Origin of the sequence: Elioraea sp. (assembly GCF_051860475.1) — a bacterium.
Lineage (GTDB): Bacteria > Pseudomonadota > Alphaproteobacteria > Acetobacterales > Acetobacteraceae > Elioraea.
The window spans coordinates 1-14656 of the sequence record NZ_JBHYDW010000015.1 but is presented as its reverse complement, the minus strand read 5'-3'; the positions used below and the strand labels follow the sequence as shown (position 1 = coordinate 14656).

At 72.3% G+C, this 14656-nt stretch carries 10 protein-coding genes; 7 read left to right on the top strand and 3 right to left on the bottom strand.

What is annotated here, in order from left to right; all coding sequences use genetic code 11:
• The 5 genes from ACTIFU_RS04835 to ACTIFU_RS04815 form a co-directional block, all read left to right on the top strand.
• On the top strand, positions 1–833 hold an 833-nt coding region (locus tag ACTIFU_RS04835), incomplete at its 5' end, for a hydantoinase B/oxoprolinase family protein (protein WP_439577159.1).
• A gap of 51 nt (positions 834–884) precedes the next feature.
• The gene (locus ACTIFU_RS04830; RefSeq protein WP_439577158.1) at positions 885–2414 is read left to right on the top strand and encodes an ABC transporter substrate-binding protein; all 1530 of its coding nucleotides are present in this window, start codon (positions 885–887) and stop codon (positions 2412–2414) included.
• A 7-nt stretch (positions 2415–2421) separates the two neighbouring features.
• Positions 2422–3375, top strand: coding sequence for an ABC transporter permease (locus tag ACTIFU_RS04825; protein WP_439577157.1), 954 nt, complete (start codon positions 2422–2424; stop codon positions 3373–3375).
• Positions 3372–5204 (top strand): dipeptide/oligopeptide/nickel ABC transporter permease/ATP-binding protein, encoded by a 1833-nt coding sequence (locus ACTIFU_RS04820; protein ID WP_439577156.1) that lies wholly within the window; start codon positions 3372–3374, stop codon positions 5202–5204. Before ACTIFU_RS04825 ends, ACTIFU_RS04820 begins: the two co-directional genes overlap by 4 nt.
• Positions 5201–6175 (top strand): ABC transporter ATP-binding protein, encoded by a 975-nt coding sequence (locus tag ACTIFU_RS04815; protein WP_439577155.1) that lies wholly within the window; start codon positions 5201–5203, stop codon positions 6173–6175. Before ACTIFU_RS04820 ends, ACTIFU_RS04815 begins: the two co-directional genes overlap by 4 nt.
• Positions 6176–6186: 11 nt before the next feature.
• Here ACTIFU_RS04815 and treY read toward each other — a convergent pair whose 3' ends face one another.
• Positions 6187–8991, bottom strand: coding sequence for a malto-oligosyltrehalose synthase (treY, locus tag ACTIFU_RS04810; protein ID WP_439577154.1), 2805 nt, complete (start codon positions 8989–8991; stop codon positions 6187–6189).
• Positions 8984–10813, bottom strand: coding sequence for a malto-oligosyltrehalose trehalohydrolase (gene treZ / locus ACTIFU_RS04805; RefSeq protein WP_439577153.1), 1830 nt, complete (start codon positions 10811–10813; stop codon positions 8984–8986). The genes treY and treZ overlap by 8 nt, the downstream gene beginning before the upstream one ends.
• 111 nt (positions 10814–10924) lie before the next feature.
• On the opposite strand from treZ, the gene glgX reads away from it, so the two are divergent.
• On the top strand, positions 10925–13243 hold the full coding sequence (glgX, locus tag ACTIFU_RS04800) for a glycogen debranching protein GlgX (protein WP_439577152.1): 2319 nt from the start codon (positions 10925–10927) through the stop codon (positions 13241–13243).
• Positions 13240–14352 (top strand): NADH:flavin oxidoreductase/NADH oxidase, encoded by a 1113-nt coding sequence (locus tag ACTIFU_RS04795; RefSeq protein WP_439577151.1) that lies wholly within the window; start codon positions 13240–13242, stop codon positions 14350–14352. The genes glgX and ACTIFU_RS04795 overlap by 4 nt, the downstream gene beginning before the upstream one ends.
• Before the next feature lie 7 nt (positions 14353–14359).
• Here ACTIFU_RS04795 and ACTIFU_RS04790 read toward each other — a convergent pair.
• Positions 14360–14656: hypothetical protein (locus ACTIFU_RS04790; protein WP_439577150.1), on the bottom strand; the 297-nt coding region annotated here is incomplete at its 5' end.

Below are 14656 nucleotides of genomic sequence, written 5' to 3'. Positions count from 1 at the left end.
ACGGGCCGGATCAGGTGCGCGCCGGCATCAACATGACCTACACCGCCCTGCTCGCGACCGTCTATTACGCGGTCAAGACGGTGGTCGATCCCACCATCCTGCCCAATGCCGGGCTCGCCCGTCCGCTGACCGTCACCGGCCGCGAGGGCAGCGTGGTGAACTGCGTCCATCCGGCGGCGGTGAATGCGCGCCTCTCCACCTGCCAGCGCGTGGTCGACCTGATCCACGGCGCGCTCGCCCAGGCCGTGCCCGAGCGCGTCACGGCGGCACACAACGGCGCCTGCTTCGTCGCGAGCTTCGTCGGCCGCCAGCCCGGCACCGGCGAGCCCTGGGTCTATCTCGAGACGATCGGCGGCGGGTTCGGCGCGCGCGCGGGCAAGGACGGGCTCGACGGCGTGCATGTGCACACGACCAACACCTCGAACCTGCCGGTCGAGGCGCTGGAGACCGAGTATCCGCTGACGTTGGTGCGCTACGAGCTGGTCGAGGGCTCGGGCGGGCCGGGCACGCATCGCGGCGGCATGGGGCTGCGCCGGGTCTATCGCGCCGAGGCCGACTGCCGGCTGCGGCTCGACGGCGCGCGGTTCCGCTCGGCCCCCTGGGGCCTGCAAGGCGGGCTGCCCGGCGGCAAGGGCCGCTTCGTGTTCGGCCCGGGTGTGGAGGCCTTCCACCTCGGCAATGGGACGTTGCGCGCCGGCCAGTGGGTGGAGATCATCACGCCCGGTGCGGGCGGCTACGGACCGCCATCCGGGCGGAGGCCCGAGGCAGTCGCGCGCGACATCGGCGAAGGCCGCATCGGCGAGGCGGAGGCCACGTCCGTCTATCGCCGTTGACCTGACGGGCCCGCTGGATCGAGCATCGCACAACAACCAAGGGAGACGATGATGACACCGACCCGACGTTCACTCCTTGCCGCCGGCGCCGCCCTGCCGTTCCTCGGCGCCCTGCCCGCGCGCGCGCAGCGCCAGCCCGGCGTGCTGCGCTTCGGCCTGTCCTCCTTCCCGCCGAACATCCAGCCCTGGGTGAACACCGGCACCGCGGCGGCGACCGTGAAGCTGCTGATCTATCGGGGGCTCGTCTCGTTCGCGCCCGACGGCTCCCTGCGCGGCGAGCTGGCCGAGAGCTGGAGCAACGACAGCCCGACGACCTGGACGTTCCGCCTGCGCGAGAACGCGGTGTTCCAGAACGGCGAGCGCGTCACGTCCGAGGACATCCGCTGGAACCTGGAGCAGATCGCCGCCGAGCGCTCGACCGCGTTCTACCGCGGCCAGGCGCAGCGGCTCGAGCGGATCGAGACCCCCGATGCGCGCACCGTGCGCCTCGTCACCCGGGAGCCGATGGTGACGCTGCCGCTCTGGTTCGCGAACTATCACATGATGATGGTCTCGCCGCGCTCGCCCACCGGCGCGGGCACGCTGCCGATCGGCGCCGGGCCGTTCGTGCTCAAGGGCCAGGAGCGCGGCGTCTCGCTCGATCTCGAGCCGTTCGACCGCTACTACAAGCCGGGGCTGCCGAAGCTGCGCGGCATCCGCATGATCGCCTATGCCGACGAGAACCTGCGCGTCGCGGCCCTGCAGGCGGGCGACGTGGACCTGATCGAGTATGTCCCCTGGCAGTCGATGGCCTCGATCGAGGCCGATCCGAAGCTCCGCCTCGACGCGGCCGACGGGCCGTTCATGTACCTGACCTTCAATGCCACGCGTCCGCATCTCGGCGACGCGCGCGTGCGCCGCGCGATCGCGCATGCGATCCGGCGCGAGGACATCGTCAAGGCAGCGTTCTTCGGCCGCGGCTCGCCGCTCGAAGGGCTGCCGATCCCGCCCGGCAGCCCGCTCTACGATGCCGAGCTCGCGACCGGCTGGCGCTACGACCCGGATCGCGCGCGCGCCCTGCTCGCCGAGGCCGGCGTGCCCAACGGGTTCTCCACCAGCATCCTCTCGACCGCGCAGTACGGCATGCACAAGGACACCGCCGAGGTGGTGCAGCAGCATCTCGCCGCGGTCGGCATCCAGGCGGAGCTGCGCCTGCCCGACTGGGCAACGCGCGTGACGCTCGGCAATCGCGGCCAGTTCGACATCTCCGTGATGGGTACGACCACCGAGAACAATGATCCCGACGGGATGACCAACCTGATCGACGGGTCGCTGCCCGCCTCGTATATCCGAAGCCCTGGCCTGCGCGTGCCGAAGATGGAGGAGCTCCTGGCGGCGGGGCGCGCCGAATTCGACGAGGCGAAGCGCCGTGCGATCTACACCGAGATGCAGAAGATCGCACTCGAGGAGGCGCCGATCGTCGGCCTCGCCTGGCGCAGCCAGGGCTACGCCATGGTGCCCGAAGTGCAGGGGTTCAAGGCGCTCGCCGGCGCGCTGAACTTCTTCTCCGGGATCACGCTCGAAGAGACCACGATCGGCTGACGCCGCGATGCTGCTCTGGACGGTCCGACGCATCCTGGTCAGCCTCGTGCTGATCTGGATCGTCGCGACCGTCATCTTCACGGTGATCCACCTTGTCCCGGGCGATCCCGCCGAACTGCTGTTGAGCTCCGGCGGGATGGCGCCGGATCCGGCAGCCGTGGCCGAGCTGCGCGAGCGGCTCGGCCTCGACCGGCCGTTGCTGGTGCAGTACGGCGACTTCCTCGCCGGCCTCGGGCGCGGCGATCTCGGCGCCTCGATGATCGACGACTACCCGGTGATCGACGAGGTGCTGCTGCGCCTGCCGCGCACGCTGGAGCTGATCGCGGCGGGCGCCGTGCTGGCGGTGCTGATCGGCATCCCGGTCGGCACCCAGGCGGCCCTGCGGCGGGGCACGGCGTTCGACCGCGCGACCAGCGCCACTGCCGCGCTGCTGCTCGCCGTGCCGATCTTCGTCGTCGGCACGCTGCTGGTGCTGGTGTTCGCGCAGTGGCTGCGCTGGATGCCCGCCGGCGGCTATGTGCCGCTCGCGCAGGACCCCTGGCAGCACCTCACGCTGCTGACAATGCCGGCCCTCGCGGTCGCCAAGGGCCTGGTCGCCGTGGTGTTCCGCATGACCCGCGCGGCGGTGCTGGACTCGCTCTCGCGCGACTTCGTGCGCACCGCGCGTGCCAAGGGCCTCTCGCCGTCGCGCGTCCTCGTCCATCACGTCGTGCGCAACGCGATCATCCCGGTGCTGACCGTGCTCGCGCTGCACATGGGCACGCTGCTCGGCGGCACGGTGCTGGTGGAGTACGTGTTCAACTGGCCCGGCATGTCCACGCCGCTGCTCCGCGCGGTCGAGGCGCGCGACTATCCGATGGTGGTGGGCATCGTGCTCACGATCTCGGTGCTGTTCGTCACCCTGAACCTGGTGATGGACCTCGTCTACGCCGCCCTCGATCCGCGGATCCGCCACGCGTGAGGCGGCTCGCGATCCCGGGCGCCTTGGTCGCGGCGATCGTGCTGATCGCGCTCGCCGCGCCGGTCCTGGGCCTCGCCGACCCGGTCGAGCAGGATGTCGCACAGCGGCTTTCCGGCCCCGCTCCGGGCAGTCCGCTGGGGCGCGACGAGTTCGGCCGCGACGTCCTCTCGCGGCTGATCTGGGGCGCGCGCGCCTCGCTCACGGTCGCCTTCGCCTCGGCCGCGATCGCCTGTGCGCTCGGCACGCTGCTCGGCCTGCTGGGCGGCTGGTTCCGGGGCCTGGGCGAGCTGCTCGCGCTGCGCAGCATGGACATCGTGCTGTGCTTTCCGCCGATCCTGCTCGCCCTCCTGGTCGTCACGCTGCTCGGCCCCGGCAGCGGGACGCTGATCCTGGTGCTCTCGATCCTGTTCCTGCCGGGCTTCGTGCGCGTGACCTATGCCGAGGTACTGTCGGCGCGCGGCCACGACTATGTCGAGGCGGTGCGCGCGCTCGGCGCGGGGCCGCTGCGCATCCTGGTCGTCACCGTGCTGCCGAACGTCGCCGGGCCGATCCTGGTGCAGCTCTCGCTCGCGGTCGCGGCCGCGGTGGTGCTGGAGAGCGGGCTCTCCTTCCTCGGCCTCGGCGTGGTGCCGCCCGAGCCCTCCTGGGGGCTGATGATCCGCGGCGCGCGCGCGACCATGGCGCAATCCCCGCTGCTGCTGCTGTGGCCCTGCGCGGTGCTGACCGTCACCATCCTGGCGATGAACCTGCTGTGCGACGCGTTGCGCGACTGGGTCGATCCGCGCACCGCCTCCGCCGTGCGTCTGCGCGCGATCGACCGCGTGCTGCCGGGCCTGCTGCCGCCCGCGCGTGCGGACGCCGTGCTCCAGGTGGACCGGCTGACGGTCGAGATCGACACGCCCGCAGGCATGATCCGTCCGGTGGACGACGTCTCCTTCTCGGTCCGTGCCGGCGAGACGGTGGCGATCGTCGGCGAGTCCGGCTCGGGCAAGTCGCTCACCGCGGCCTCGGTGATGGGGCTGCTGCCGGCGGCGGCGCGCGCAGCGTCGGGCATGGCGCGGCTCGACGGGACCGACCTGCTGCGCCTCGACGAGGCGGCGCTGCGCCGGCTGCGCGGCGGTGCGATGGCGATGGTGTTCCAGGACCCGATGAGCAGCCTCAACCCGGTGCACCGGACCGGTGACCAGGTGGCGGAGGCGATCCTGGCGCACCGCGCCATGCCGCGATCCGCCGCGCGGCGCGAGGCGGTCGGGCTGTTCCGCCGCGTCGGCATCGCCGATCCGGAGCGGCGCGCCAATGCCTTCCCGCACGAGATGTCGGGCGGGATGCGCCAGCGCGTGATGATCGCGATGGCGATCGCCAACAACCCGCGCCTTCTGATCGCCGACGAGCCCACCACCGCGCTCGACGTCACCGTCCAGGCACAGATCCTCGACCTGCTCGCCGATCTGCGGCGCGAGACCGGCATGGCGCTCGTCTTCATCACCCACAATCTCGGCGTGGTCGCCGAGATCGCCGACCATGTGGTGGTGATGTATGCCGGCCAGGTGGTCGAGCAGGGTGACACGCGCGCGGTGTTCGCGCGGCCGCTGCATCCCTACACGCGGGCCCTGCTTGCCGCCGTGCCGGAAGGCGAGGAGAAGCCCGCCGGAATTCCCGGTGTGGTACCGCCGCCGCACGCGCTGCCCCCCGGCTGCCGCTTCGCCCCGCGCTGTCCGCATGCGGCCGATGTGTGTGATGCCGCCGTGCCGACACTCGACCGGCACGAGGAACGCCTGGTGCGCTGCCTGCGCGTCGAGGCGGTGGTGCGCGAGGGCGTCGCGGCATGAACGAGGCGGCACTGGTCGCGGTGGAGCAGGTCTCCAAGACCTTCCCCGGTCGCGGGGTGTTCCGCCGCGCCCGCCCGGTGCAGGCCGTGCGCGCAGTGGATCTCGCGATCGCGCGGGGCGAGGCGGTCGGCGTGGTCGGCGAGTCCGGCTCCGGCAAGAGCACGCTGGGCCGGCTGCTGCTCGGGCTCATTCCGCCGAGCGAGGGCAGCATCACCTTCGACGGAGAGCCGATCGCCGGCGCATCGCGCTCGGCGTGGCGCAGGCTGCGCCGGCGGATGCAGATCGTGTTCCAGGACCCGTTCGGCAGCCTCGATCCGCGCCGTCGCGTCGGCGCGCAGATCGCCGACGGCCTGGTGATCCACGGCCTCGTCGCGCCGTCCGGGCGGGACGGTCGCGTGGCCGCCCTGCTGCGTCAGGTCGGGCTCGAGCCTGCGCACGCCAGGCGCTTTCCGCACGAGTTCTCGGGCGGGCAGCGCCAGCGCGTCGGCATCGCCCGCGCGCTCGCCGCCGAGCCCGACTTCCTGGTCGCCGACGAGCCGGTGAGCGCGCTCGACGTCTCGATCCAGGCGCAGATCCTGGCCCTGCTGGATGACCTGCGGCTGCGGCTCGGTCTGACCCTGCTGTTCATCAGCCACGACCTGCATGTCGTGCGCCATCTCTGCGACCGCGTGGTCGTGATGTATCTCGGCCGCGTCATGGAGGAGGGGCCGGTGCGGGCGGTGTTCGAGGCACCCGCGCATCCCTACACGCGCGCGCTGCTGTCGGCCACGCCGCGGCTCGACCCGGCGCGGCGCACGAGCCGGATCCTGCTGCCGGGCGATCCGCCGAGCCCGTCCGATCCGCCCTCGGGCTGCGTGTTCCGCACCCGCTGCGCCCACGCCCGTCCCGCCTGCGCCGAGGTCGTTCCGGCGCTGGAGCCGCACGGACCGGCGCGGCGCGTCGCCTGCATCCGCCGCGACGAGATCGACTGACCGGCCGCGCGTCAGGCCGACCGCAACGGCATCTCCGCCGGCACCAGCAGCGCCACCGGCACGGTCGCGAACAGCGCGGCGGCGGGGATCGCGCCGTCCCCGGCGGTCACGCGGCGTCCGCTCAGCAGGTCCCGCCACGTGTCCGGGAGAGCACTGCCCGACGGACCGGCCGAGAGCGCCGCCCCGACCGCGCGTGCCTCGCACCGGGCGGGGAAACGCTGCACGGCGACGAGCAGCGCCGCGGACCCGTTCCGGCGCAGGTAGCCGCAGACGCACTCGGCGTCCTCGCCCTCGACACCGAGCGGCTCGTAGCTGCCCTCGGCGAACAGCGCGGGATGCTCCGCGCGGAACCGCAGAGCCGTCGCCACCAGCGCGAGCTTGATGCGCCCGTCCGGCCACTGGTCCAGCATCGTGTGCAGCGCCGCCTCGCGGTCGCCGGCGAGCGCGTCGGTCACCTCGTCCAGCAGCCGCTCGCGCCGCGCGAAATCGACCGGGCGGCGGTTGTCGGGATCGACCAGGCTGAAGTCCCACAGCTCCGCGCCCTGGTAGAGGTCCGGCACGCCGGGCGCGGTGAGCTTCAGCGCCGTCTGCACGAGGCTGTTGCGCACGCCGAGCCGGGCGATGCGGTCCTGGAACGGCAGGAACGCGCCGAGGAAGGTGGCGGAGCGCTCGGGATCGAGCGCCTGCCGGACGAAGCCCAGCACCGCGTCCTCGTAGGCGGCATCGGGTGCGGCCCAGGTGGTGCGCAGCTTCGCCTCGCGCAGCGACTTCAGCATCGCGCCCTCGATCCGCGCGGCATAGTCGGCGAGCGCGGCCGCCTTGGGCAGTCCCTCGCCGGCAAGCTCCGGCGGCCAGGTGCCGACCAGCAGCTGGTAGAAGAGGTATTCGTCGTTGCGGTCGGGCGGGTCCGTGCCTTCGACGTCGCCGCGGCGTGCGCGCAGGATCCGGCTCCAGGCCTGCACCTGGCGCGCCCATTCGTCGGGGAGCTCCGACAGCACCGCGAGGCGGGCGCGCGTGTCCTCGCCGCGTTTGGTGTCGTGGGTGGAGGTGGCGAGCATGGACTGCGGCCAACGGCGCGCGCGCTGGAGCGTGGCGCGGTGGAACCCGTGCGGGGCGACGCCGAACTCCTCGGGATGGCCGCCCACCTCGTTCAGCGCGACGAAGCGGTTGTAGCGGTAGAAGGCCGTGTCCTCGAGACCCTTGGCCATCACCGGGCCGCTCAGCTGCTGCACGCGCATCGCGAAGCGCACGACGGCATTGCGGCTGAAGCCGTTGCGCGGCTCGGCGACCAGATCGGTGGTCAGCATCCGGTGCAGCATGTCGAACACGCTGGCATCGAGGTCGGGATCAAGCCGGCGTGCCTGCGCGATCGCCCAGTCGATGTCGCGCCGGTCGGCCTCCGCGGGCGGGCTGCCGTCGACATAGGTGCGATAGACCGGGAAGCAGGCGATGGTCGCCTTGAGCGCGCGCTGGAACACGTTGCGCGTGAAGTCGGCGGTGCGCGGGTTCTGGCGCGCGATCCGTCCCGCATCGCGCGCGAGCACGGTGAGCTCGCTCGCCATCTCGTGCTCCATGATGCGGAGCTTGCAGTCGCGCACGATCTCGGGGAACGGCTGCGTCATGCCGGTGAACTCGGCGTAGCAGCGGGTGAGCGCCGCCTCGCCGGCGGGATCGACCAGCAGGCCGAGCACGAGGTTGGCGAACTCGTAGCCGGTCGTGCCCTCGACTGGCCAGTCCTCGCGCAGCGCCTCGTGGTGCGCGAGGATCTTCTCGATCACGAGATAGATCGGCCGCGCCGCGCGGGCACGCAGCCGCTCGAGATAGGCCTTCGGATCCAGCAGGCCGTCCACGTGGTCGATGCGCAGCCCGTCCAGCGTGCCGTCCGCGATCAGCGCGAGCACGAGCGCGTGCGCGTGGTCGAACAGCTCGGGCAGCTCCATGCGCAGCCCGGCGAGCTCGTTGATGTTGAAGAAGCGGCGGTAGTTGATGTCGTCGGCGGCGACGCGGAAATGCGCCACACGCCAGTGCTGGTCCTGAATCAGCGCGTGCAGCGCGCGCCAGGTGTCCGGCTCGCCCGCGCTGCCGTTCAGCCGCGCCACGGCCGCCTCGATCGCGGACCGGACCTCGGTGCTCGCGTCTGCCTGACGCGCGAGCTCGGCCTTCAGCTCGCCGGCGCGCCGATGCGCGAGCGCGCGCCAGCTCGCGAGCCCGGCGAACGCATCGCCGAGCTGCTCCAGCACCGGGTGCGCGTCGCCCAGGATGCCGCCATAGTGCAGCGGACAGACAGGCAGCCTGTGCGCGCCATAGGCCCAGACCGCGAAGGTGCCCGCCTCGGCATCGAAGCGCAGCACAAGCTCGCCCGCTTCGAGCACCACGCCGTACTGGTCGCCGAGGAACGGCACCAGCACCTTGCCGGTGAGGTAGCGCCGGTCGGGGTCCCAGTCGATGTCGAACCAGCCGGCGCAGGGCGAGTCCTCGCCCCATTCGAGCACGTCGAGCCACGCGGGATTGTCGGCGCCGCCCACCCCCATGTGGTTCGGCACGAAGTCGAGGATCTGGCCGAGCCCGTGCGCGTGCAGCGCGCGCGCCAGCGCGCGGAACGACGCCTCGTCGCCGAGCTCGGGGTTGAGCGCGCGGTGATCGACGATGTCGTAGCCGTGCATGCTGCCCGGCCGCGCCTTCAGATAGGGCGAGGCGTAGAGGTGGCTGACGCCGAGCCGAGCGAGATAGGGCGCGAGTTCGGCCGCACGCGCGAAGTCGCAGTCGGGACCGAACTGCAGCCGGTAGGTCGCGCGTGGCGGATCGCGCTCAGCCATCGTCGAGCGACCACCGGACCGACCACGGCGCGAACGGCTCGCCGTCGGCCGAGCCCTCCTGCCAGAGCACGCGCCCGCGCGGCGGCGCGAAGCCCGCGACCGCGCGTGGCGAGAGATTGGCGTCGAGTCCGAGCGTGCCGCCGCCCTCGATGGTCCAGACGACGGTGACCGCGCCATCGCCGATCACGCGCCCAGCCCCGCCGCGGCGGATGCGCGGCAGGCGCGGCACGAGCTCCGCATGACGCAGCGCGAGGATGCGGCGGTGCCAGGCCAGCGCCTCGGCATGCGGCGCCGCTTCGAGGTCCTCCCAGCGGAGCGTCGAGGCCGCCACGGTCGCCTCCGCCAGCGGGTCGGGAATGCGCGCGCGCGCATCAGGGTCCTGGAACGCCGGGAAGCGGGCGAACTCGGCGCGGCGACCCTCGCGCACGGCGTCGGCCAGCCCCGCGCCGAAATCGCAGAAGAACAGGAAGGGCTGGGTGGCGGCCCACTCCTCGCCCATGAACAGCATCGGGATCTGCGGCGAGAGCAGCAGCACCGCGGCACAGGCCCGCACCGCCTCGGGCACGGCGAGCGTGCTCAGCCGCTCGCCGAAGGCGCGGTTGCCGATCTGGTCGTGGTTCTGGACGAACGCGACGAATGCCTCGGGCGGCAGATGCGCGCTCGCCTGCCCGCGCGGATGGCCGCGATAGGGCATCACCTCGCCCTGGAACGCGAACCCCTCGGCGAGCGCACGCGCAAGCTTTGCGGTGTCGCCGCGATAGTCGGCGTAGTAGCCCTCGCCCTCGCCGGTCGCGGCGACGTGCAGCACGTGGTGCACATCGTCGTTCCACTGCGCGGTGTAGGCGCGCGGCGTGCCCTCCGCCGACCGCGCGAGACGGTGCGCGTGGTTCTCCTCGTTCTCAAGTATAAGGTGGATATGGCGGTCCTGCAGGGCGGCGCGCACGGCGGCCGCGAGCTCGTCGAGGATGTGCACCGGGCTGTCGTCCAGGATCGCGTGCACCGCGTCGAGCCTCAGCCCGTCGAGGTGGAACTCGCTCAGCCAGTAGAGCGCGTTCGCGATGAAGAACGCCCGCACCGGACCGCTGTCGGGGCCGTCGACGTTGATCGCCGCGCCCCAGGGCGTGGCGTGGCGATCGGTGAAGAACGAGGGCGCGAGCGCATGCAGGTAGTTCCCGTCGGGCCCGAAATGGTTGTAGACGACGTCAAGCAGCACCATCAGTCCGCGCGCGTGCGCGGCCTCGATCAGCGCCTTGAAGTCCTCGGGCCGGCCGTAGGCGGCGTCGGGTGCGAACGGCAGCACGCCGTCATAGCCCCAGTTGCGCCGCCCGGGAAAATCCGCGACCGGCATGATCTGCAGCGCGGTCACGCCGAGCGCGACCAGGTGATCGAGCCGCTCGATGGCAGACCGGAACGTACCGCCCGGCGTGAAGGTGCCGATGTGGAGTTCGTACAGCACCGCCTCGTGCCAGGGCCGGCCGCGCCAGGCGCCGTCGCGCCACGGATACGAAGCCGGATCGATCACCTCGCTCGGGCCGTGCACGTCGCCCGGCTGATGGCGCGAGGCCGGATCGGGCACGCGCAGCCCGTCGGGCAGCACGAAGCGGTAGCGGCTGCCAACCCCTGCCGCGTCGGTGACACGCTCGTGCCAGCCCTCCCCGCGGGCCGCGAGCGGCAGCGTCGCCGGCGCGCCGTCGAGATCGAGCGCGACCGCCGCATGGCCCGGCGCCCAGACGCGGAACCGGACCGCGCCGTCCTCGACGATCTGCGCGCCGAAGGGCATGGTGTGGACGCGGCGCAGTGCCGGCGGGGTGCGTGACGACATCATCCCCCTTCTGCGCCAGCATGCCGCATCGGCGCAACCGTCGCGCCGCGATCCGTCGCCGCGGTGCTATGGTCCGGCGCATCGTATCCGGACTCCAGGAGGCCCTCGATCATGCCCGAACGTCTGCGTCGCGCCCGCGTCCGCGAAGGCCTGCCGCACCCGCTCGGCGCGACCTGGGACGGGCTCGGCGTGAACTTCGCGCTGTTCTCGGCGAACGCGACCAGGGTGGAGCTCTGCCTGTTCGACGAGACCGGCGAGCGGGAGATCGAGCGCATCGCGCTGCCCGAATACACCGACGAGGTGTGGCACGGCTATCTGCCCGACGCGCGGCCCGGCACGCTCTACGGCTATCGCGTGCACGGCGCCTACGCGCCGGACGAGGGCCACCGGTTCAACCCGAACAAGCTGGTGCTCGATCCCTATGCCAAGGGCCTGACCGGCGAGCTGCGCTGGGACCCGGCGGTGTTCGGCTATGTCGTCGGCGAGGACGATCTCAGCCTCGATGCGCGCGACAGCGCCCCGTTCGTGCCGCGCTGCCGCGTGGTCGATCCCGCCTTCACCTGGGGCCGCGAGCGCAGCCCCGCGGTGCCGTGGGAGCGCACGGTGATCTACGAGACGCATGTGCGCGGCTACACGATGCGCCACCCTGCGGTGCCGGAGCGGCTGCGCGGCACCTATGCGGGGCTCGGCACGCCCGAGGTGCTGGCGTATCTGCGCGGCCTCGGCATCACCGCGGTCGAGCTGCTGCCGGTGCACGCCTTCGCGCAGGACCAGCATCTGCTCGAGAAGGGGCTGATCAACTACTGGGGCTACAACACGCTGAACTTCTTCTCGCCCGAGCTCCGCTACTCGGCCACCGGCGGCCTCTCGGAGTTCAAGGAGATGGTGGCGCGCCTGCACGACGCCGGGATCGAGGTGATCCTCGACGTCGTGTACAACCACACCGCCGAGGGCAACGAGCTCGGCCCGACGCTGTCCTTCAAGGGGATCGACAACGCGAGCTACTACCGCCTGCCGCCCGATGCGCCGCGCCACTACATCAACGACACCGGCACCGGCAACACGCTCAACCTCGCCCATCCGCGCGTGCTGCAGATGGTGACCGACAGCCTGCGCTACTGGGTGCAGGAGATGCGGGTGGACGGGTTCCGGTTCGACCTCGCGACGATCCTCGGCCGCGAGCCGTACGGCTTCGATGAGGGCGGCGGGTTTCTCGATTCCTGCCGCCAGGACCCGGTGCTGTCGTCGGTGAAGCTGATCGCCGAGCCCTGGGATCTCGGCCCGGGCGGCTACCAGGTCGGCGGCTTCCCGCCCGGCTGGGCGGAGTGGAACGACCGCTTCCGCGACACCGTGCGGGCGTTCTGGAAGGGCGACGAGGGGCAGGTCGCGGACCTCGCCGGGCGGCTCACCGCCTCGGCCGACCGGTTCAACCGGCGCGGCCGCAAGCCCTGGGCGTCCGTCAACTTCGTCGCCGCGCATGACGGGTTCACGCTGCACGACGTCGTCTCCTACGACGAGAGGCACAACGAGGCGAACGGCGAGCAGAACCGCGACGGGCACGCCCACAATTTCTCCTGGAACCATGGCCACGAAGGGCCGACCGACGATCCGGAGATCACCGCGCTGCGCGAGCGCCAGAAGCGCAACATGCTGGCAACCCTGCTGCTCGCGCAGGGCACGCCGATGCTGCTCGCCGGCGACGAGTTCGGGCGGACGCAGCACGGCAATAACAACGCGTACTGCCAGGACAACGCGACCTCCTGGGTGGATTGGGAGGGGATCGCGCCGGAGGGCGCGGCGCTGGCGGCGTTCACGCGCAAGCTGATCGCGCTGCGCCAACAGTTTCCCGTGCTGAGGCGCAACCGCTTCCTGAGCGGCGAGTTCGACGAGGAACTCGGCGTCAAGGACGTCACCTGGCTGACGCCCGCGGGGATCGAGAAGGCGCGCGAGCACTGGGAGGATCCGAACGCGCGCTGCCTCGGCATGGTGCTCGACGGCCGCGCCCAGGCCACGGGCATCCATCGCCCGGCCGGCGACGCGACCATGCTGCTGATCCTCAACGCGCATCACGATGTCGTGGAGTTCGCGCTGCCGGAGCCGGCCGCCGGCAGGCACTGGATGCTGCTGCTCGACACGGGCCATCCCACGCTTGACGAGCCCGAGACGTTCGGCGTCGGGCATGCCTATCCGGTGCCCGGGCGGTCGCTGCTGCTGTTCGTGCTGCGGCCGGACAACGGTGGCGGCGCGATCATGAACGCCGCGCGGGCGGCCCTGCTCGCCGGCACGAGCGCGCCGCCATTGCCAGAGGAGAGCTCCGGCGCTAGCCCTTCTGCCGCCCGCACGGCGCCGACCGCATTGCCCGAGCCACCTCAACGCGGCCCTCGCCGCCGTCGTTCTCGCCTCACCGTTCAGCCGGAGCCTCCTGAATGACCGATCTGTTCAGCCCGTTCGCCCTGCGCGGCGTGACCTTCCGCAACCGCATCGGCGTCTCGCCGATGTGCCAGTATTCCTGCTCGGACGACGGCAAGCCGACCGACTGGCACCTCGCGCATCTGGTGTCGCGGGCGGTCTCGGGCGTGTCGCTGGTGATCGCCGAGGCCTCGGCCGTCACGCCCGAGGGGCGGATCACGCCGCGCGATCTCGGCATCTGGAGCGACGCGCATATCCGCCCGCATGCGCGGCTCGCCGGCGCGATCGCCGCGGTGGGTGCGGTGCCGGCGATCCAGCTCGCCCATGCCGGCCGCAAGGCGAGCCGCCGCCCGCCCTGGGAGACCGGGGCCGCCGAGCCGGGCTGGCAGACGCTCGGGCCCAGCGCGGCGCCGTTCGACGGGTTCGCGGTGCCGCGCGCGATGAGCGAGGACGACATCGCCGCGACCATCGCCGCCTTCGTCGCGGCGGCGGAGCGGGCCGTGCAGGCGGGGTATCGGCTGATCGAGCTGCACGGCGCGCACGGCTATCTGATGCACTCCTTCCTGTCGCCGCTCTCGAACCGGCGCAATGACCGCTGGGGCGGGGACTTCGAGGGGCGGACGCGGTTCGCCTGCGAGACGGCGCGGGCGGTCCGTGCCGCGATCCCGGAGACGATGCCACTCGTCGTGCGGATCTCGCACACCGATTGGGTCGAGGGCGGCTGGACAACCGAGGAGAGCGTGGAGCTCGGGCGCCGGCTGAAGGTGCTCGGCGTGGACGCGATCGACGTCAGCTCCGGCGGCAGTTCGAACGCGCAGGCCGTGCCGCTTGGCCCCGGCTACCAGGTGCCGGGCGCCGAGGCGGTGCGGCGCGGCGCCGACATCCCCGTGCTCGCGGTCGGCATGATCACCGAGCCCGCGCAGGCGCAGGCGATCCTCGCCGAGGGCAGGGCGGACATGGTGCTGCTCGCCCGCGGCTTCCTGCGCGAGCCCTACTGGGCGATGAAGGCCGCGGTCGCACTCGGGCGGACGGGCGCGCTGGCGATCCCGCCGCAATACGCGCGCGGCTGGACCAGCCTGGGCGAGATGGAGATGGACCGCGCCACGGCGGAGCCGATGCCGGCGCTCTAGGCGCCGCTCAGGCCAGCGCGAACAGCCGTCCCCACTCGGCCCTGGCCGGTGCGGTGTCGCGGCCGATCAGCCGGAGCGCGTGCCAGAGCGGCAGGGTGGTCGCGTCGAGCACGGGGATGCCGTGGAGCCGTTCCGCCTCCGCCGCGACCAGCGCGCCGGCGTAGTTGGTGCACCAGGTCAGCACCGCGGCCGGCGCCGCGCGCGCGACCGTCTCGATCTGCGCGAGGATGCGGGCGGGCGGGACGGAGGCGTAGGAGAGGTTGTCGGTGAGGCCGAGATGGCTCTCGGCGATCACCACGATCCC